Below are 19,458 nucleotides of genomic sequence, written 5' to 3'. Positions count from 1 at the left end.
GCTATGAAATTTACCGTAGAACGTGAACATTTATTAAAACCGCTGCAACAGGTGAGCGGTCCGTTAGGTGGTCGTCCGACGCTGCCCATTCTCGGTAACCTGCTGCTTCAGGTCGCGGACGGCGCGCTGTCGCTGACCGGTACCGATCTTGAAATGGAGATGGTGGCGCGCGTGGCGCTGGTTCAGCCGCACGAAGCGGGCGCCACCACCGTTCCGGCGCGTAAATTCTTTGATATCTGCCGCGGCCTGCCGGAAGGCGCGGAGATCGCGGTGCAGCTGGAAGGCGATCGCATGCTGGTGCGTTCCGGCCGCAGCCGCTTCTCGCTGTCGACCCTGCCCGCTGCCGATTTCCCGAATCTTGACGACTGGCAGAGCGAGGTGGAATTTACCCTGCCGCAGGCGACCATGAAGCGTCTGATCGAAGCGACCCAGTTCTCGATGGCGCACCAGGATGTTCGTTACTACTTAAACGGTATGCTGTTCGAAACCGAAGGCAGCGAACTGCGCACCGTCGCTACCGACGGCCACCGTCTGGCGGTCTGTTCGATGCCGCTGGAAGCGTCGCTGCCGAACCATTCGGTGATCGTGCCGCGTAAAGGGGTGATTGAGCTGATGCGGATGCTCGACGGCGGTGATACGCCGCTGCGCGTGCAGATTGGCAGCAATAACATCCGCGCCCACGTCGGCGATTTTATCTTCACTTCGAAGCTGGTTGATGGCCGTTTCCCGGATTATCGCCGCGTATTGCCGAAAAATCCGGATAAACACCTCGAAGCGGGCTGCGATATTCTGAAGCAGGCTTTTGCCCGCGCGGCGATTCTCTCCAATGAGAAATTCCGCGGCGTGCGGCTGTACGTGAGCGAAAATCAGCTGAAAATCACCGCCAATAACCCGGAGCAGGAAGAAGCGGAAGAGATTCTGGACGTGACCTACGCCGGAACGGAGATGGAGATTGGCTTCAACGTTAGCTACGTGCTGGATGTGCTGAACGCGCTGAAGTGCGAGAATGTACGGATTCTGCTGACGGATTCGGTGTCGAGCGTGCAGATTGAGGATGCGGCTTCGCAATCCGCCGCCTACGTTGTCATGCCAATGCGATTGTAGAATCTGCAAAGGGGCTGGTTTACTTGCCATTTCGCCTTCCGGCAGTGCTCGAAATGCTCACGTACTTCGTGTACGCTCCGCTTTCTGCGCGCTGGCGGTAGACGAACTGGCTGCGACACCCACGCCCCTTGAATGATGACGAGCTGATATGTCGCTATCCCGACTCCTGATCAAAGACTTCCGCAATATTGAACATGCGGATCTCGCTTTATCTCCCGGCTTTAACTTCCTGGTTGGCGCCAACGGCAGCGGCAAAACCAGCGTGCTGGAAGCCATCTACACGCTTGGCCACGGCCGGGCGTTTCGCAGTTTGCAAATTGGCCGGGTGATCCGCCACGAGCAGGAGGCCTTTGTTCTTCATGGCCGTCTGCAGGGCGAAGAGCGGGAAACCGCCATCGGCCTGACCAAAGACAAACAGGGCGACAGCAAGGTGCGTATCGACGGCACCGACGGCCACAAAGTGGCGGAGCTGGCGCACCTGATGCCGATGCAGCTGATTACGCCGGAGGGGTTTACTTTACTCAACGGCGGCCCCAAATACAGAAGAGCATTCCTTGACTGGGGATGCTTTCATAACGAAGCCGGATTCTTCACCGCCTGGAGCAACCTGAAGCGCCTGGTCAAGCAGCGCAACGCCGCGCTGCGTCAGGTCAGCCGCTATGCCCAGCTGCGGCCATGGGATCTGGAATTAATCCCGCTGGCGGAGCAGATCAGCCGCTGGCGTGCCGAATACAGCGCCGCTATCGTCGAAGACATGACGGATACCTGTCAGCAATTTTTACCGGAATTCTCGCTCTCTTTCTCCTTCCAGCGCGGCTGGGAAAAAGAGACCGACTACGCTGAAGTACTGGAGCGGAATTTCGAGCGCGACAGAATGTTAACCTATACCGCCCACGGCCCGCATAAAGCGGATTTCCGTATTCGTGCCGACGGGGCGCCGGTGGAAGATACCTTGTCGCGCGGGCAGCTTAAGCTGCTGATGTGCGCCCTGCGTCTGGCGCAGGGCGAGTTCCTCACCCGCGTCAGCGGGCGGCGCTGCCTGTACCTGATAGATGATTTTGCCTCGGAACTCGATGATGCCCGCCGCGGTCTGTTATCCAGTCGCCTGAAAGCGACGCAGTCGCAGGTTTTCGTCAGCGCGATCAGCGCTGAGCACGTTATGGACATGTCGGACAAAAATTCGAAGATGTTCCGCGTGGAAAAAGGTAAAATAACGGATTAACCCAAGATTAAATGAGCGAGAAACGTTGATGTCGAATTCTTATGACTCCTCCAGTATCAAAGTCCTGAAAGGGCTGGATGCGGTGCGTAAGCGCCCGGGTATGTATATCGGCGACACGGATGACGGCACCGGTCTGCACCACATGGTATTCGAGGTTGTGGATAACGCTATCGACGAAGCGCTCGCGGGTTACTGCAAAGATATCGTGGTGACCATCCACAGCGATAACTCCGTCTCTGTCCAGGATGACGGCCGCGGCATCCCGACCGGCATTCACCCGGAAGAGGGCGTCTCCGCAGCGGAAGTTATCATGACCGTCCTGCACGCTGGCGGTAAATTCGATGATAACTCCTATAAAGTCTCCGGCGGCCTGCACGGCGTGGGCGTCTCGGTGGTTAACGCCCTGTCGCAGAAGCTGGAGCTGGTTATCCAGCGTGATAACAAAGTGCACAAACAAATGTATGAGCACGGTGTGCCGCAGGCGCCGCTGGCCGTGACCGGCGAGACCGATAAAACCGGCACCATGGTGCGTTTCTGGCCGAGCCTGGAAACCTTCACCAACGTCACCGAGTTTGAATACGATATCCTGGCGAAACGCCTGCGCGAACTGTCGTTCCTGAACTCCGGGGTCTCTATCCGCCTGCGCGATAAGCGTGACGGCAAAGAAGATCATTTCCACTACGAAGGCGGCATCAAGGCGTTCGTTGAGTATCTCAATAAGAACAAAACGCCGATCCATCCGAATATCTTCTATTTCTCTACGGAAAAAGACGGTATCGGTGTGGAAGTGGCCCTGCAGTGGAACGATGGCTTCCAGGAAAACATTTACTGCTTTACCAATAACATTCCGCAGCGTGACGGTGGTACTCACCTTGCCGGCTTCCGTGCGGCGATGACCCGTACCCTCAACGCCTACATGGACAAAGAGGGCTACAGTAAAAAAGCGAAAGTCAGCGCCACCGGCGACGACGCCCGTGAAGGCCTGATTGCCGTGGTATCGGTGAAAGTGCCGGATCCGAAATTCTCCTCACAGACCAAAGACAAGCTGGTCTCCTCCGAGGTGAAATCGGCGGTTGAGCAGCAGATGAACGAACTGCTGAGCGAATACCTGCTGGAAAACCCGTCCGATGCGAAAATCGTGGTCGGCAAAATTATTGACGCCGCGCGCGCGCGCGAAGCCGCACGTCGTGCCCGTGAGATGACCCGCCGTAAAGGCGCGCTGGATCTGGCTGGCCTGCCGGGCAAACTGGCGGACTGCCAGGAACGCGACCCGGCGCTCTCCGAACTGTACCTGGTGGAAGGGGACTCCGCGGGCGGCTCTGCGAAGCAGGGGCGTAACCGCAAGAATCAGGCGATCCTGCCGCTGAAGGGTAAAATCCTCAACGTTGAGAAAGCCCGCTTCGATAAAATGCTCTCTTCCCAGGAAGTGGCCACGCTGATCACCGCTCTGGGCTGCGGCATCGGGCGCGATGAGTACAACCCAGACAAACTGCGCTATCACAGCATCATCATCATGACCGATGCGGACGTCGACGGCTCGCACATTCGTACCCTGCTGTTGACCTTCTTCTATCGTCAGATGCCGGAGATCGTCGAGCGCGGCCACGTCTATATTGCCCAGCCGCCGCTGTACAAAGTGAAGAAAGGCAAACAGGAACAGTACATTAAAGACGACGAAGCGATGGATCAGTATCAGATCGCTATCGCTCTTGACGGTGCGACCCTGCATACTAACGCCAATGCGCCGGCGCTGGCGGGCGAACCGCTGGAAAAACTGGTTGCCGAGTTTAACGCCACCCAGAAAATGATTGGCCGCATGGAGCGCCGCTTCCCGAAAGCGCTGCTGAAAGAGCTTATCTATCAGCCGACCCTGACCGAGACCGATCTGGCTGACGAACAGAAGGTGACCCGCTGGGTGAACACGCTGGTATCCGAGCTGAATGAGAAAGAGCAGCACGGCAGCCAGTGGAAATTTGATCTCCACGAGAACAAAGAACTGCAGCATTTTGAACCGGTTATCCGCGTTCGTACCCACGGCGTGGACACCGACTATCCGCTGGATAATGAGTTCATTATGGGGCCGGAATATCGCCGTATCTGTACCCTGGGCGAGAAACTGCGCGGCCTGATGGAAGAAGATGCTTACATCGAGCGCGGCGAACGTCGTCAGCCGGTGGCCAGCTTCGAGCAGGCTCTGGACTGGCTGGTGAAAGAGTCCCGTCGCGGCCTCTCTATCCAGCGCTATAAAGGTCTGGGCGAGATGAACCCGGATCAGCTGTGGGAGACCACCATGGATCCGGACAGCCGCCGCATGCTGCGCGTTACCGTCAAGGATGCCATTGCTGCCGATCAGCTGTTCACCACCCTGATGGGTGATGCGGTTGAACCACGTCGCGCCTTTATCGAAGAAAACGCCCTGAAAGCGGCGAATATCGATATCTAAGCCGTGTTCCCCCGGAGCGAGTTTGCCCGGGGTAACGGAATGTCTGAGCCCGGTCGCATGGCGTGACCGGGCTTTTCTTTGCCAGTAAAAGAGGAATCCTCTGCTGCGGTTCCATCCCCCTTTCTGGCCGACACTTTTACTGTTTTTTGAGCGGAATCGCGTTAGCATGAGGGAAGACTCATCTTACCCGGGGATCCTATGGCTATTAAACTGATTGCAATCGATATGGACGGCACTCTGCTGCTGCCAGACCATACCATCTCTCCTGCGGTGAAAGCCGCCATTGCCGCGGCGCGTGAGCGCGGCGTCAACGTGGTGCTGACCACCGGCCGCCCTTACGCCGGCGTTCACAGCTATCTGAAAGAGCTGCATATGGAGCAGCCGGGTGATTACTGCATTACCTACAATGGCGCGCTGGTGCAAAAAGCCGGGGACGGCAGCACCGTGGCGCAAACCGCGTTGAGCTATGACGACTATCGCTTCCTCGAACAGCTTTCCCGCGAGGTCGGCTCCCACTTCCACGCGCTTGATCGCAATACGCTGTATACCGCAAACCGCGATATCAGCTACTACACCGTGCATGAATCCTATGTGGCAACCATCCCGCTGGTGTTCTGCGAAGCGGAAAAGATGGACCCTGAAATCCAGTTGCTGAAAGTCATGATGATCGATGAGCCGGCGATCCTCGACCAGGCCATCGCCCGTATCCCGGCGGAAGTGAAAGAGAAGTACACCGTGCTGAAAAGCGCGCCTTACTTCCTCGAAATACTGGATAAACGCGTCAATAAAGGCACCGGCGTGAAGTCGCTGGCCGATGCGCTGGGTATCAAACCAGAAGAGATTATGGCGATTGGCGATCAGGAAAATGATATCGCGATGATTGAATTTGCCGGCGTCGGCGTGGCGATGGATAACGCCATTCCGGCGGTCAAAGAGGCGGCGAACTTCATTACCAAATCGAACCTCGATGATGGCGTCGCCTTCGCTATTGAAAAATACGTTTTAGCATAAGCTTCCTTCAGGCCCGGCGTTCTTCGGGCCTGTCTTCTCTTTTTTCATGAACAGATGTTAATCCGCATTTAAATCCCTTACTCCGCACAGGGGATTCTATAAGCTACCCGCCCTCTTTTTTTGCAATTCAGAACTAACATCATATTTTTCATGAATAAACGTCATTATTTGATGTTGGTTACGCTGCCATTCGCCTCTGTTCAGATTTGCGCGGCCGCGGAACCAACGACGCCGCTTGAGCCGGCGTACGCCTATCACGGCGTCGAGCCTGCGGATCTGCCGGCGCCGGCCGACACCGAGGCTGAGACAGCGGAATCGGCGCCGATATTGCCATTTCTAGGCGACGAGGCCAGAAAACGTGGCTACGTCCTGCCGCTGCCGTTTGGCGTCAGCATTAATTATATGGATATGCGGCAGAATATTAATGTCGACAGCATTAGCTTCACCGGCCTGTCGCTGGACGGCCGCAATATCGATTGCGGTAAGGATCCTGTTTGCAAACACGCCGTGAAGAACATTTTCGCTAAGGGGCCGATCTCGCTGGATAACGCCTTCCAGATTGGCGTTGGTCATACGCGGGAAAGCAGCAAAACCGAGACGCTCAAGCTGGATGCCTGGCTGCTGCCGTTTATGAATGTTTATGGTCTCGTCGGACACACCGAGGGACACTCCATTTCGCAGATTGCCGTCGCCCTGAAGGGACCGAACGGCAAAGTGGTGCCCATGCCCGGAATGCAGGACCTCGACTTTCGCCTCGATTTTAAAGGTACCACCTATGGGATGGGCACCACGCTGGTGGGCGGCGTCGGCAACTGGTTTACGGTGCTGGACGCTAACTACACCCAGACCCGCTTTGATATCCTCGACGGCAGCATTGATGCGTTTACCTTTTCGCCGCGCGTAGGCTATCGTTTCATTACGCCTTCGGTCGATGCGCTACATCTCCCCGCCGGTAAGCTGAACCTGTGGGTCGGCAGCATGTATCAGGACGTGCAGCAGGAGTTTAAGGGCAGCCTTAACGATCTCTCGATGCCGTCGCCGCTGCTGCAGAATATGGTCAACCTGGCCAACCAGGACAATAACGGTCGCTTTGATGTGAAGCAGCATCTGCAGTCGCCGTGGAACGTGCTGGTGGGCGCACAGTATGAGCTGACGCAGAATTTTAACATCACCACGGAGTTTGGTTTTGCCGAACGTAACAGCTTCTTTATCTCCGGTGAGTATCGCTTTTGAGCCGACTGCTTAACTCTGTTCTGTTGCTTCTGACATGCGCGCTATGCGCGCCGGTCCGGGCCAAGGTCATCAGCCGCGAGCAAATCGACGGCTGGCTGCAGCATCTCGGCGCCAGCGATAAGTTCGACGCCAGCAAAGGCATTGACTGGGGCATGATGCCCGGTCCGTTTTATACGCCGGAGCTGGGGCTGGGCATAGGCACTGCCGTCGTCGGTCTCTACCGCCCCGATCCGCAGGATACCACCAGCCAGAATTCCACGCTGACGCTCAGCGGCTACGCCAGCTCCACCGGCGCCTTTGGCCTTAGCGTGAAAAACTACGCTTTTTTTGACCACGACCGATGGCGAATTTTTGTTGATGGTTCAATGGCCAACACCCCGACGTACTTCTGGGGACAAGGCTTTCATGCCGGCGATAAAGACAACGAAAAAGAGAAATATACCGCCCAGGTGCTGACCCTGCGCCCGACGGTCTATCGGCAGCTTATCGACAATGTTTATCTCGGCGCTGGATGGTCGCTGGCGGCGCAGAATGCCGATAAGATGGACCATAACGATCTGCCGAAAATTGAAAATACCCCGCAGGGACCGTCGGTATTCAGCTCGGGTGCCAGCGTCGCGCTCAACTGGGACGATCGCGACTTCGTCCCCAATCCGCGCCGGGGTCAGTATGCCAACTTCCGTTACACCCACTATGCGCCCGGCTTAGGCAGCGATACCCGCTTTGAAGAATTTCAGTTGCACTACAGCCATTATCATGCCCTCAGCGAGAAGAGCGTCCTCGCCTGGGAGGCCGATGGCGCTTTCACCCAGGGCGAGGTGCCGTGGAGCATGATGCCCCTGCTGGGCAGCGATGAGCGGATGCGCGGCTACTATCAGGGGCGCTACCGGGATAAAAACGTCTTCAGCAGCCAGCTGGAATATCGCCGGCAACTCACCTGGCGGCACGGGATTGTCGCCTGGGCCGGGGCGGGAACCATGGGGCCTTCACTGTCGTCGCTGAATAATGGCCGCTGGCTGCCTTCGGGGGGCGTTGGCTACCGCTTTGAATTCAAACCTCGCGTTAACGTTCGCCTCGACTACGGTATCGGCAAAGGCAGCAGCGGATTTTACTTCCAGGTCGGCGAAGCGTTTTAAGCTCGTCGCCGGGCATTCAACCCGGTGCGGATTGCGGTATGCTAAGGCTACTCTCATATCGGCCCGGTCAGCACACCATGAAACAAGTTACCTTTGCTCCTCGCAACCACCAGCTCACCAACACCCGCACCTGGACCCCCGACAGCCAGTGGCTGGTGTACGACGTTCGCCCGTCCGGCGCGTCGTTCACCGGCGAGACCATAGAGCGAGTGAACGTAAACAGCGGCGCGGTGGAGACCATTTATCGTGCCACGCAAGGCGCGCACGTCGGCGTGGTGACCGTGCATCCAACCCAGGATCGCTATGTGTTTATTCATGGCCCCGAGCGGCCGGATGCACAGTGGCAGTATGATTTTCATCACCGTCGCGGGGTGGTGGCCTTTCAGGATACCGTCGAGAATCTGGACGCCATGGACATTACCGCCCCTTACACCCCCGGGGCGCTGCGCGGCGGCAGCCACGTCCATGTCTATAGCCCCAACGGCCAACGGGTCAGTTTTACCTACAACGATCATGTGTTGCATGAGCGCGACCCGGCGTTGGATCTGCGTAACGTCGGCGTGGCGGCGCCGTATGGACCCGTGACGCCGCCGGGCCACCATCCGCGCGAATACGGCGGCAGCCACTGGTGCGTGCTGGTGAGCCGCACGACGCCGACTCCCGCGCCGGGCAGCGATGAGATTAATCGCGCCTATGAAGAGGGCTGGGTCGGGAACCATGCGCTGGCGTTTATTGGTGATACGCTGGCGGAAAACGGCGACAAAGTCCCGGAGCTGTTTATTGTCGAGCTGCCGCAGGATGAAGCCGGCTGGAAGCAGCCCGGCGGGGCGCCGCTGGCGGGCACCGCAACCACGATGCCGGCGCCGCCGGCGGGCGTCAGTCAGCGTCGTTTGACCTTCACCCACCATCGCCGCTACCCGGGGCTGGTGAACGTTCCGCGCCACTGGGTGCGCGCCAATCCGCAGGCGACGGCGATAGCCTTTCTGATGCGCGACGACGCCGGCGTAGTGCAGCTATGGCTTATTTCCCCGCAGGGGGGCGAGCCGCGGCAGTTGACGCATCACGCGTCGGGTATCCAGTCGGCGTTTAACTGGCATCCGTCGGGAGAGTGGCTGGGCTTTGTACTGGAGGGGCGGATTGCCTGCTGTCATGCCGGCACAGGCGATATCACCTTTTTAACCGAGGCGCATGCTCATGCGCCCTCGGCGGACGCGATCGTCTTTTCGCCAGACGGTAAACAGATTGCCTGGATGGAGGAGGTGGACGGTTATCGTCAGCTGTGGGTTACGCAGACCGGGCGATAACTTACTGGGCAGGCATCGGCGCTGGCGGGATCACCGAGTTGGTCGCCAGCGTGGCCTTCTCGCTCTTTTCGACCCGAGATTTGATTGAGCTGTCGGTGCGGAACATATCCCACGGCAGCAGCAGGGTATCCATGACGGCGGTGAACGGCATGTCCAGCGCCACCAGCGATTTCACACCCCAGTTGGTATTGCTGTCCCCCAGCGTTTGCGCACTGGATCGCGTGCCCGGATAGGTTCCCTCTTTGCCACCGGTATGTGACATTACGCTGGAGCAACCGCTCAGGCTTATTATCCCGCTGAACAGGACCAGCTTTAACAGTCGTCTGCTTTTCATTGTTCTTCCATCGTCGTTTCGGGCGTTGATATAACCTTTCAGCGGTTATATCGGGCCATCCCGTGAATGCATAGCGTTATTGCGCCGCACTGTGGCGGGCATCGCACTTTGCTTTTTGTGCTCCTCCCCCCAGTCTAAGCAATCATCGGCAAACTGCAAAAAAAAACGCCCCGAATCCCTTGAAAAGGACGGGGAGAAACCCATTTTATAGGTGTAACCCGCTGAGAATACGCCTGAGGGGTATTCCGGATTACCGCGGCCTGTCCACGATGGAAGGTCATTTGATTCTCGCTGATTTTCAGGAGCTATTTATTATGCGTAACTTCGATCTCTCCCCGCTTTATCGTTCAGCCATTGGTTTCGACCGCCTGTTTAACCTGCTGGAAAACAATCAAAGCCAGAGCAATGGCGGCTACCCTCCGTATAACGTCGAGCTGGTAGACGAAAACCACTATCGCATCGCCATCGCGGTGGCCGGCTTTGCTGAAAGCGAACTGGAGATCACCGCCCAGGACAATCTGCTGATCGTCAAAGGCGCCCACGCTGCCGAGCAGAAAGAGCGGACCTACCTGTATCAGGGGATCGCCGAGCGCAACTTCGAGCGCAAATTCCAGCTAGCGGAAAACATTCATGTCCGCGGCGCCAACCTGGTAAACGGTCTGCTGTATATCGATCTGGAACGGGTGATCCCGGAAGCGAACAAGCCGCGCCGTATCGAAATCAACTAATTGTCTCTCTCAGGCCGCAAGGCGGCCTGATGTAACAACCTGCTCGCCGTCAGGGAGCAGATGCGAATTCACGCAATTCGCAGACATTCACTCGCTTCTTAGAAGGAGAAAACAGTATGCGTAACTACGATTTATCCCCCCTGCTGCGTCAATGGATCGGTTTTGACAAACTGGCCAGCGCCCTGCAAACTGCCGGTGAAAGCCAGAGCTTCCCGCCCTATAACATCGAAAAAAGCGACGATAACCACTACCGCATCACCCTTGCGCTGGCCGGTTTCCGTCAGGAAGATCTGGATATTCAACTGGAAGGCACCCGTCTGGTGGTAAAAGGCACGCCGCAGCAGCCGGAAAAAGAGACCACCTGGCTACACCAGGGGTTGGTGAGCCAGGCCTTCAGCCTGAGCTTCACCCTCGCTGACAACATGGAGGTCTCTGGCGCGACCTTCACCAACGGTCTGCTGCATATCGATCTGACCCGCAATGAGCCTGAGCAGATCGCCCCGCAGCGTATCGCCATCAGCGAACGACCGGCGTTAAATAGTTAATTAAGCGAAAAACTTATAAAGCCCCGATTTTCGGGGCTTTTTTGTGCCTGTCTGTTTGCTGGTATTGTGCGCCAGGCAGCATACAACCCGCCTGGCCGCGGTCATAATCCCTGTTAATAATAATGTTATTCACAGGGACGGTACCATGAGTGAGATAGCATTGACGGTCAGCGTACTGGCGCTGGTGGCGGTGGTTGGGTTGTGGATCGGCAATGTCAAAATCCGCGGCGTTGGCTTTGGTATTGGCGGCGTGTTATTTGGCGGCATTATCGTCGGTCACTTTGTCGATCAGGCGGGCGTCGCCCTCAGCAGCCCGATGCTGCATTTTATTCAGGAATTCGGCTTGATCCTGTTTGTCTACACCATCGGTATCCAGGTGGGACCGGGCTTTTTCGCCTCGCTGCGGGTCTCAGGCCTGCGGCTCAATCTGTTCGCTATCCTGATCGTGATTCTCGGCGGCCTGGTCACCGCGGTGCTGCATAAGCTGTTCAATATTCCTCTCCCGGTGGTGCTTGGCATCTTCTCCGGCGCGGTGACCAACACGCCGGCGCTGGGGGCCGGGCAGCAAATCCTGCGCGATCTCGGGGTGCCGTTCGAGGTGGTCGATCAGATGGGGATGAGCTACGCGATGGCGTATCCGTTCGGCATCTGCGGCATTCTGCTGACCATGTGGCTGGTGCGCCTGTTCTTTCGCATCAATGTCGAGAAAGAGGCCCAGCAGTTTGAGGAGAGCAGCGGCAACGGCCATGCCCATTTGCACACCATCAACGTGCGGGTGGAGAACCCCAACCTCCACCAGATGGCGATTCAGGATGTGCCGATGCTCAACAGCGACAATATCGTCTGTTCGCGGCTGAAGCGCGGTGAGCTGCTGATGGTGCCTGCGCCGGGAACCCTTATCCAGGCCGGCGATCTGCTGCACCTGGTGGGGCGGCCGGAGGATCTGCACAATGCGCAACTGGTGATCGGCCAGGAGGTGGCCACCTCGCTGTCAACGCGCGGCACCGACCTGAAGGTGGAGCGGGTGGTGGTGACTAACGAGAAAGTGCTGGGGAAGAAAATACGCGATCTGCACGTCAAACAGCGCTATGACGTGGTGATCTCCCGGCTTAATCGCGCAGGCGTCGAACTGGTGGCCAGCAGCAGCGCCAGCCTGCAGTTTGGCGATATCCTCAACCTGGTCGGCCGTCCGGAGGCGATTGACGCCGTGGCCGCCGAGCTGGGTAACGCCCAGCAGAAGCTGCAGCAGGTTCAGATGCTGCCGGTATTTATCGGCATCGGCCTCGGGGTACTGCTGGGTTCTATCCCGTTGTTTATTCCCGGCTTCCCCGCCGCCCTGAAGCTGGGGCTGGCCGGGGGACCGCTGATTATGGCACTGATTCTCGGGCGCATCGGTAGCATCGGCAAGCTGTACTGGTTTATGCCGCCGAGCGCCAACCTGGCGCTGCGCGAGCTGGGGATTGTGCTGTTTCTGGCGGTGGTCGGGCTAAAATCGGGGGGCGACTTTGTGGCGACCCTGACCCAGGGCGATGGCCTGAGCTGGATCGCTTACGGCATTTTCATCACCGCCATCCCGCTGCTGACGGTAGGCATTCTCGCGCGCATGCTGGCGAACATGAACTATCTGACGTTGTGCGGCATGCTGGCCGGCTCGATGACCGACCCGCCGGCGCTGGCCTTCGCCAACAATCTGCACGCCACCAGCGGCGCGGCGGCGCTCTCTTACGCTACCGTCTATCCGCTGGTGATGTTTCTGCGGATTATCACCCCGCAGCTACTCGCCGTGCTGTTCTGGGGGCTGAGCTAGCGGGCTGTGCGTCTGGACGCGGCGCAGATGGTAGTCCACCTGATACTCGCTGGCGTTGCGGAACATGACCGAATAGTTAAGAAACTCGCCGCTGTCGCTGTAGGAAAGGGAGGTAATACGCAGCAGCGGCGTCTGCTCCGGGACGTTCATTGAGCGCGCCAGCTGCTTGTCCGCCAGCACCGGCGTCAGCGTTTCATAGTTCCCGCTGATGATGATCCCGCACTCCTTCTCAATATAATCAAATTTCGACCCTTCCAGATGACTCAGCGACAGGTTGCGGAACAGCTTCACCGGCATATAGCTATCCTCCAGCATCAGTGGCTTGCCGTCGACGAAGCGCACCCGCCGTGAGAAGTAGATCCGTTCATCAATTTTAATCCGCAGCAGACTGGCGATGGCCGGCGGGGCGGGCATCACCTCGAAGGCCAGCACCTGACTCACCACCTCTTTACCCTGTTTGCGCAGCACTTCCGCCAGGCCGGTGAGATTGCTGGTTTCATGATGGACGTCTTTGCGCGCCACGTAGGTCCCCGAGCCGTGACGACGGACCACTAGCCCCCAGTCCACCAGCAGGTCGATGGCTTTGCGGATGGTCATGCGCGCCACCCCGAACTCCTCGGCCAGTTTTTTCTCTCCCGGCAGCGGGCTGCCGATGGCGAAGTCGGCAGAATTCAGCCGTAGCCGCAGGCGGTCAGCAATGGATTTGTAGATCACCAGTAGTCCTCTTGTACAGGAAAGGGCGAGGTTATTTTCTTCACCTGTTAGCTAAAAATAGGTTTTAATACAGATAGTTATTATACATTCATTAGATCGATTACATCCTTTAGCTTATCGATGTCTAACTTTTGTTAGCGAAGTAGACAACTTTGGCCAAATTAAAACCATGAAAGCGATCACGAATCGCAACGGCGCGGCATGTTGTCGGACGGGCAAATTCCTATTCTCGAGTGAGGCCGGTAACCAAGAAAAAGAAGGCCATTCACCCTACGAGTTGTTATATGAGGATTTCCCAATGCTCAGTCAAATACAACGCTTTGGCGGCGCCATGTTTACCCCGGTTTTATTGTTTCCTTTCGCCGGGATCGTGGTCGGTATCGCCATTATGTTGCGCAACCCGATGTTCGTCGGCGAAGCGCTGACCGCACCCGACAGCCTGTTTGCACAGATCGTTCACATCATAGAAGAGGGCGGCTGGACCGTCTTTCGTAATATGCCGCTGATTTTCGCCGTCGGCCTGCCGATTGGCCTGGCGAAGCAGGCCCAGGGCCGGGCCTGTCTGGCGGTACTGGTGAGCTTTCTCACCTGGAACTACTTTATCAATGCCATGGGGATGACCTGGGGCCACTTCTTCGGCGTCGACTTTTCCGTTGAACCCACGGCCGGCAGCGGCCTGACGATGATTGCCGGGATTAAAACCCTCGACACCAGCATTATCGGGGCGATCGTCATCTCCGGCCTGGTGACGGCCCTGCATAATCGCTATTTCGATAAACCCCTGCCGGTGTTCCTCGGCATCTTCCAGGGCTCATCGTTTGTGGTCATTGTCGCCTTCCTCGCGATGATCCCCTGCGCCTGGCTGACGCTGCTCGGCTGGCCAAAAGTCCAGCTGGGTATTGAATCGCTACAGGCCTTCCTGCGCTCTGCCGGCGCGCTTGGGGTGTGGGTTTACATCTTCCTTGAGCGCATTCTGATCCCCACCGGCCTGCACCACTTCGTCTATGGCCCGTTCATCTTTGGCCCGGCGGTGGTGGAGGGGGGACTACAGGTCTACTGGGCAGAGCATCTGCAGGCGTTCAGTCAGAGTACGGAACCGTTGAAGACGCTGTTCCCGGAGGGCGGCTTTGCCCTGCACGGTAACTCGAAAGTGTTTGGTTCGGTGGGTATTGCGCTGGCGCTCTACTTCACCGCCGCGCCGGAAAATCGCGTCAAGGTTGCCGGCCTGCTGATCCCCGCCACGTTGACCGCGATGCTGGTCGGGATCACCGAGCCGCTGGAGTTCACCTTCCTGTTCATCTCGCCGCTGCTGTTCGCCGTCCACGCGGTGCTGGCGGCGTCCATGGCGACGGTAATGTACATCTGCGGGGTGGTGGGCAATTTCGGCGGCGGCCTGCTCGACCAGTTCTTGCCGCAAAACTGGATCCCAATGTTTCATCACCACGCCTCGATGATGTTCATTCAGATAGGTATTGGTCTCTGTTTCACCGCTCTCTACTTCGTGGTCTTCCGCACCCTGATCCTGCGTCTGAACCTGAAGACGCCGGGCCGGGAAGAGAGTGAAATCAAGCTCTACAGCAAGGCCGACTATCAGGCAGCGCGGGGTAAAACCACGGCGGCGGCCGTGCCAGAGACCCGGCTGGGCCAGGCCGCTGGCTTCCTGCAGGCCCTCGGCGGCGCCGGCAACATTGAAAGTATCAATAACTGCGCCACCCGACTGCGCATCGCGCTGGTCGATATGGCGAAAACGCAAAGTGACGACGTCTTTAAAGCGCTGGGCGCCCACGGGGTAGTACGCCGCGGCAACGGGATTCAGGTCATCGTCGGCCTGCACGTTCCCCAGGTGCGCGACCAGCTGGAAAACCTGATGAAAGATTCTCTTTCGACCGAACATACCACCATGACGGAGGCAGTATCATGAAAAAATTCTCAGTTGTTATCGCAGGCGGCGGCAGCACCTTCACTCCGGGCATTGTCCTGATGCTGCTGGCAAACCAGGATCGTTTTCCGCTGCGGTCGCTGAAATTTTACGACAACGACGGCGCGCGCCAGGAGACCATCGCCGAGGCGTGCAAAGTGATCCTCAAAGAGCAGGCGCCGGAGATTGAATTCAGTTATACCACCGATCCGCAGGCGGCGTTTACCGATGTTGATTTCGTCATGGCGCATATCCGCGTCGGGAAATATCCGATGCGTGAACAGGATGAGAAAATCCCGCTGCGCCACGGCGTGCTGGGCCAGGAGACCTGCGGACCGGGCGGGATCGCCTACGGTATGCGCTCTATCGGCGGCGTGCTGGAGCTGGTGGATTATATGGAAAAATATTCGCCGAACGCCTGGATGCTCAACTACTCCAACCCGGCGGCGATTGTGGCGGAAGCCACCCGCCGTCTGCGGCCAAACGCCAAAATCCTCAACATCTGCGATATGCCGATTGGCATTGAAGGGCGGATGGCGCAGATTGTTGGCCTCAAAGACCGTAAACAGATGCGCGTGCGCTACTACGGCCTTAACCACTTCGGCTGGTGGACTTCGATTGAGGATCTCGACGGCAACGATTTGATGCCGAAACTGCGCGAATATGTGGCGAAATACGGCTATGTGCCGCCTTCTAACGACCCGCATACCGAGGCCAGCTGGAACGACACCTTTGCCAAAGCGAAAGATGTGCAGGCGCTGGATCCGCAGACCATGCCGAATACCTATCTGAAATATTATCTGTTCCCGGACTACGTGGTGGCCCACTCCAACCCGGAACGCACCCGCGCCAATGAGGTGATGGATCATCGTGAGAAAAACGTCTTCAGCGCCTGCCGGGCGATTATTGCCGCCGGGAAATCCTCCGCTGGCGATTTGGAAATTGACGAACACGCGTCGTATATCGTCGATCTGGCGACGGCCATCGCCTTTAACACCCAGGAAAGGATGCTGCTGATTGTGCCGAACAACGGCGCGATCCATAACTTTGACGCTGACGCGATGGTGGAAATTCCTTGCCTGGTGGGTCACAACGGGCCGGAGCCGCTGACGGTCGGCGACATCCCGCACTTCCAGAAAGGGATGATGAGCCAGCAGGTGGCGGTGGAAAAACTGGTGGTCGATGCCTGGGAACAGCGCTCTTACCACAAGCTGTGGCAGGCGATTACCCTGTCGAAAACCGTGCCGAGCGCCTCGGTGGCAAAAGCGATCCTCGACGACCTGATTGCGGCCAACAAAGATTACTGGCCGGAGCTGCATTAATCCCCGCCGTTGACCGGCGCCCTGCGGGGCGCCGGTTCTTCTCCCCGGTTCCTGATTTACGCTATGCTGAAGCCTGCTGCGCGATGAACAAGGAATCGTCATGAAAATCTCCCGCCTCGGCGAAGCGCCGGATTACCGCTTTTCGCTGGCTAACGAACGTACCTTTCTGGCGTGGATCCGCACGGCGCTGGGGTTTCTCGCCGCTGGCGTCGGTCTTGACCAGCTGGCGCCAGACTTTGCCACGCCGCTGATCCGTGAAATTCTCGCCCTGCTGCTGTGCCTGTTTGCCGGCGGCATGGCCATCTATGGCTATCTGCGCTGGCTGAATAACGAGAAGGCGATGCGCCTGAAGCAGGATCTCCCCTATACCCGGACGCTGCTGGTGATTAGCATCCTGCTGCTGGCGGTGGTGGTCGCGGTGATGCCGCTGGTGCTGTATGGCGGATAAACGCCGGGCGCGGCGGGAAAGCGACCCGGGACTACAGCCAGAGCGTACCTCGCTGGCCTGGTTTCGCACCCTGTTGGGCTATGGCGCGCTGATGGCGCTGGCGATTAAGCACAGCTGGCACCGCGCCGGACTGCCTTTCTGGCTGTCGATCGGCGTGCTGGCGATAGTGGCGGTGATCCTCTGGGGCTATACCCGCCGTCGTCATCTGATGGACGTCGACGACAGCGATTTTTTACAGCCGCGGGCGGTTCGTGACAAATTTTTGATCGCACTCGCAGTACTTTCTCTGGCATTCCTGTTTGCTGTTACTCACCTTCAACAGATCGTTTTATTCATTAGGGATATGTCATGACAGGATGTCCGGCGAATTTGCCTCTCACTCATGCCCCCGGCCAGCAACATGACACTCCCTTTCAGGCTGTCGTTGTGGAGGCGCATCATTGCCATCAACCGCAGGCGTTCTATGCGCAGCTGCGTCAACAGGGACTCACGGCTATCCATTTTATTCCGCAGCTGGCGGCCGGCGACGCCGCGCTGTGGGGTGAGTTTCTCTGCGCAGTCTTTCACCGCTGGGTGCGGGAAGATATTGGCCGTATCAATATTTTGCTGTTTAGCGAGACGCTGAGCGCCTGGTGCGGCGAGTTGATAACGCAGGCGGGAGCGCCGGCGGCCAACAGCGCCTGCTACGGCTGTCCGTGGCTACGCCTGTGCCGCTGCGGCGAACAGGAAGACCCGCTGTGTGCGGGTTACCGACAGTTTTACGATCTCAGCGGGCCCTATATGCGGGTGATGCGGGACCTGCGCCGACAGCAGCGGCCGCCAGAGGCGTTGATGCCGCTGCTGCGCTGAAGATTAGCGCCCCTTCGCCAGATACTGCGCCATCTCCTCTTCCGGCACCATTCCGCCGCCGGTGGCCCACACCAGGTGGGTCGCCTGCTGCAGCTGTTGCTCACTCAGCCCCTGCAGCTGATGGTACGCTTTGCTGGCGCAGACGCGCTGCGGCCCGGCCATTCCGGCCAGCGCGGAGGGTTCAAGGCGGATATTTTCCGCTGTCGCCAGCCAGCCCAGCATGTCATACATCGTCTGGTCATCAAGGGTATAGAACCCGTCGAGCAGGCGCTCCATTGCCCGGCCAACGAAGCCGGACGCCCGGCCGACCGCCAGACCGTCGGCGGCGGTCAGATTATCAATGCCTAAATCCTGCACCGCTATCTGGTCATGAAGCCCGGTATAGACGCCGAGCAGCATGCAGGGGGAGTGGGTCGGTTCGGCGAACAGGCAGTGAACGTGGTCGCCAAAGGCCAGCTTGAGGCCAAACGCCACGCCGCCAGGGCCGCCGCCGACGCCGCACGGCAGGTAGACGAATAGTGGATGGTCGGCATCGACCACCCGTCCGGCTTTGGCGAACTGCGCCTTCAGGCGCTCGCCGGCCACGGCATAGCCGAGGAACAGAGTGCGCGAATTTTCATCGTCGATGAAAAAGCAGTTCGGGTCGGATTCCGCCGCCTTGCGCCCCTGTTCGACCGCCACGCCGTAGTCCTCTTCATACTCCACCACCGTCACGCCGTGGCTGCGCAGTTTGGCCTTTTTCCACGCCCGGGCGTCTGCGGACATATGCACGGTAACCTTAAAGCCGATGCGGGCGCTCATGATGCCGATCGACATCCCGAGGTTGCCGGTGGAGCCGACGGCGATGCTGTACTGGCTGAAGAACTGTTTAAACTCCGGCGTCAGCAATTTGCGATAATCGTCTGCGGTAGTCAGCAGACCGGCTTCCAGCGCCAGCTTTTCCGCATGGGTCAGCACTTCATAAATGCCGCCGCGCGCTTTGATCGAGCCGGAGATCGGCAGATGGCTGTCTTTTTTCAGCAGCAGTTCGCCGCCAATCGGCTGGCCGAATTTTTGCTCAAGGCGGTGCTTCATTGCCGGAATGGCGACCACTTCCGATTCGATAATCCCGCCGCTGGCGGCCGTTTCCGGGAAGGCTTCCGCCAGATAGGGCGCGAAGCGCTGCAGGCGGGCATGGGCGCCCTGCACGTCGTCGGCGGTCAGGCCGACGTAAGGCAATCCCTCCGCCAGGGTGGTGGTGGCGGGGTTAAACCAGGTGGTTTCTTTCAGGGCGATCAGATCCTGCACAAGCGGGAAGGTCGCGGTTAAGGTGGTCAATTCAGCGTGTTTCATCATACGTC

The 19,458-nt window shown here is 58.3% G+C and carries 18 protein-coding genes and 1 other annotated feature; of the genes, 15 read left to right on the top strand and 3 right to left on the bottom strand.

Features of this window, described 5'->3' with window-relative positions; translation table 11 throughout:
- Positions 1–3: 3 nt before the first annotated feature.
- From dnaN to ABLU50_RS24270, 7 genes are all read left to right on the top strand, one after another.
- A complete protein-coding gene (gene dnaN / locus ABLU50_RS24300) occupies positions 4–1,104 on the top strand; it encodes a DNA polymerase III subunit beta (RefSeq protein WP_004145090.1) in 1,101 nt (366 codons plus the stop codon).
- Positions 1,105–1,252: 148 nt separating this feature from the next.
- Entirely contained in the window at positions 1,253–2,326 is a 1,074-nt protein-coding gene (recF, locus tag ABLU50_RS24295) for a DNA replication/repair protein RecF (protein ID WP_087832632.1), read from the top strand.
- Positions 2,327–2,354: 28 nt separating this feature from the next.
- Positions 2,355–4,769 carry a DNA topoisomerase (ATP-hydrolyzing) subunit B gene (gyrB, locus tag ABLU50_RS24290; protein WP_060656538.1) on the top strand — a complete coding sequence of 805 codons (2,415 nt, stop codon included), beginning with the start codon at positions 2,355–2,357 and terminating at the stop codon, positions 4,767–4,769.
- Positions 4,770–4,967: 198 nt separating this feature from the next.
- Positions 4,968–5,780 (top strand): sugar-phosphatase, encoded by an 813-nt coding sequence (yidA, locus tag ABLU50_RS24285; protein WP_004202280.1) that lies wholly within the window; start codon positions 4,968–4,970, stop codon positions 5,778–5,780.
- A 150-nt stretch (positions 5,781–5,930) separates the two neighbouring features.
- Positions 5,931–7,013, top strand: coding sequence for a hypothetical protein (locus tag ABLU50_RS24280; protein ID WP_087832631.1), 1,083 nt, complete (start codon positions 5,931–5,933; stop codon positions 7,011–7,013).
- Positions 7,010–8,149, top strand: a complete 1,140-nt coding sequence (locus ABLU50_RS24275; RefSeq protein WP_064190004.1) for a BamA/TamA family outer membrane protein — start codon at positions 7,010–7,012, stop codon at positions 8,147–8,149. Before ABLU50_RS24280 ends, ABLU50_RS24275 begins: the two co-directional genes overlap by 4 nt.
- Before the next feature lie 77 nt (positions 8,150–8,226).
- Entirely contained in the window at positions 8,227–9,453 is a 1,227-nt protein-coding gene (locus tag ABLU50_RS24270) for a DUF3748 domain-containing protein (protein ID WP_087832630.1), read from the top strand.
- A 1-nt stretch (position 9,454) separates the two neighbouring features.
- On the opposite strand, the gene ABLU50_RS24265 is transcribed toward ABLU50_RS24270, so the two are convergent.
- Positions 9,455–9,787: a YceK/YidQ family lipoprotein gene (locus ABLU50_RS24265; protein ID WP_004202272.1), complete on the bottom strand. Its 333-nt coding sequence runs from the start codon at positions 9,785–9,787 to the stop codon at positions 9,455–9,457.
- A 245-nt stretch (positions 9,788–10,032) separates the two neighbouring features.
- Positions 10,033–10,108: a sequence feature (ROSE (Repression Of Heat Shock gene Expression) occurs in the 5'-region of heat shock genes and acts as an RNA thermometer to modulate expression.), on the top strand.
- On the opposite strand from ABLU50_RS24265, the gene ibpA reads away from it, so the two are divergent.
- From ibpA to ABLU50_RS24250, 3 genes are all read left to right on the top strand, one after another.
- On the top strand, positions 10,102–10,515 hold the full coding sequence (gene ibpA, locus ABLU50_RS24260) for a small heat shock chaperone IbpA (RefSeq protein WP_004151523.1): 414 nt from the start codon (positions 10,102–10,104) through the stop codon (positions 10,513–10,515). (Overlaps the previous feature by 7 nt.)
- A gap of 116 nt (positions 10,516–10,631) precedes the next feature.
- Positions 10,632–11,060, top strand: coding sequence for a small heat shock chaperone IbpB (gene ibpB, locus ABLU50_RS24255; protein ID WP_004145074.1), 429 nt, complete (start codon positions 10,632–10,634; stop codon positions 11,058–11,060).
- A gap of 145 nt (positions 11,061–11,205) precedes the next feature.
- Complete coding sequence (locus tag ABLU50_RS24250; protein WP_004202271.1) at positions 11,206–12,867, top strand: putative transporter; 1,662 nt, start codon at positions 11,206–11,208, stop codon at positions 12,865–12,867.
- Here ABLU50_RS24250 and ABLU50_RS24245 read toward each other — a convergent pair.
- On the bottom strand, positions 12,835–13,581 hold the full coding sequence (locus ABLU50_RS24245) for a GntR family transcriptional regulator (RefSeq protein WP_004202269.1): 747 nt from the start codon (positions 13,579–13,581) through the stop codon (positions 12,835–12,837). The two genes, ABLU50_RS24250 and ABLU50_RS24245, sit on opposite strands and share 33 nt — an antisense overlap.
- A gap of 298 nt (positions 13,582–13,879) precedes the next feature.
- Here ABLU50_RS24245 and ABLU50_RS24240 point away from each other — a divergent pair, with 298 nt between their 5' ends.
- From ABLU50_RS24240 to ABLU50_RS24220, 5 genes are all read left to right on the top strand, one after another.
- Complete coding sequence (locus ABLU50_RS24240) at positions 13,880–15,502, top strand: alpha-glucoside-specific PTS transporter subunit IIBC (RefSeq protein ID WP_004202268.1); 1,623 nt, start codon at positions 13,880–13,882, stop codon at positions 15,500–15,502.
- A complete protein-coding gene (locus ABLU50_RS24235; protein ID WP_017899668.1) occupies positions 15,499–16,821 on the top strand; it encodes a 6-phospho-alpha-glucosidase in 1,323 nt (440 codons plus the stop codon). Before ABLU50_RS24240 ends, ABLU50_RS24235 begins: the two co-directional genes overlap by 4 nt.
- A 100-nt stretch (positions 16,822–16,921) precedes the next feature.
- Positions 16,922–17,269 carry a YidH family protein gene (locus ABLU50_RS24230; RefSeq protein WP_087832629.1) on the top strand — a complete coding sequence of 116 codons (348 nt, stop codon included), beginning with the start codon at positions 16,922–16,924 and terminating at the stop codon, positions 17,267–17,269.
- On the top strand, positions 17,259–17,621 hold the full coding sequence (locus ABLU50_RS24225; RefSeq protein ID WP_017899669.1) for a DUF202 domain-containing protein: 363 nt from the start codon (positions 17,259–17,261) through the stop codon (positions 17,619–17,621). The genes ABLU50_RS24230 and ABLU50_RS24225 overlap by 11 nt, the downstream gene beginning before the upstream one ends.
- A gap of 74 nt (positions 17,622–17,695) precedes the next feature.
- Positions 17,696–18,118 carry a hypothetical protein gene (locus ABLU50_RS24220; protein WP_025999188.1) on the top strand — a complete coding sequence of 141 codons (423 nt, stop codon included), beginning with the start codon at positions 17,696–17,698 and terminating at the stop codon, positions 18,116–18,118.
- A gap of 3 nt (positions 18,119–18,121) precedes the next feature.
- Here the strand turns inward: ABLU50_RS24220 and dsdA are convergent, their stop codons facing one another.
- Positions 18,122–19,450 carry a D-serine ammonia-lyase gene (dsdA, locus tag ABLU50_RS24215; RefSeq protein ID WP_087832628.1) on the bottom strand — a complete coding sequence of 443 codons (1,329 nt, stop codon included), beginning with the start codon at positions 19,448–19,450 and terminating at the stop codon, positions 18,122–18,124.
- Positions 19,451–19,458 lie beyond the last annotated feature (8 nt).

Origin of the sequence: Klebsiella sp. GG_Kp173 (assembly GCF_040062415.1) — a bacterium.
Lineage (GTDB): Bacteria > Pseudomonadota > Gammaproteobacteria > Enterobacterales > Enterobacteriaceae > Klebsiella > Klebsiella quasipneumoniae.
The sequence above is the reverse complement of the archived record's forward strand: the minus strand, read 5'-3'. Positions and strand labels throughout refer to the sequence as shown.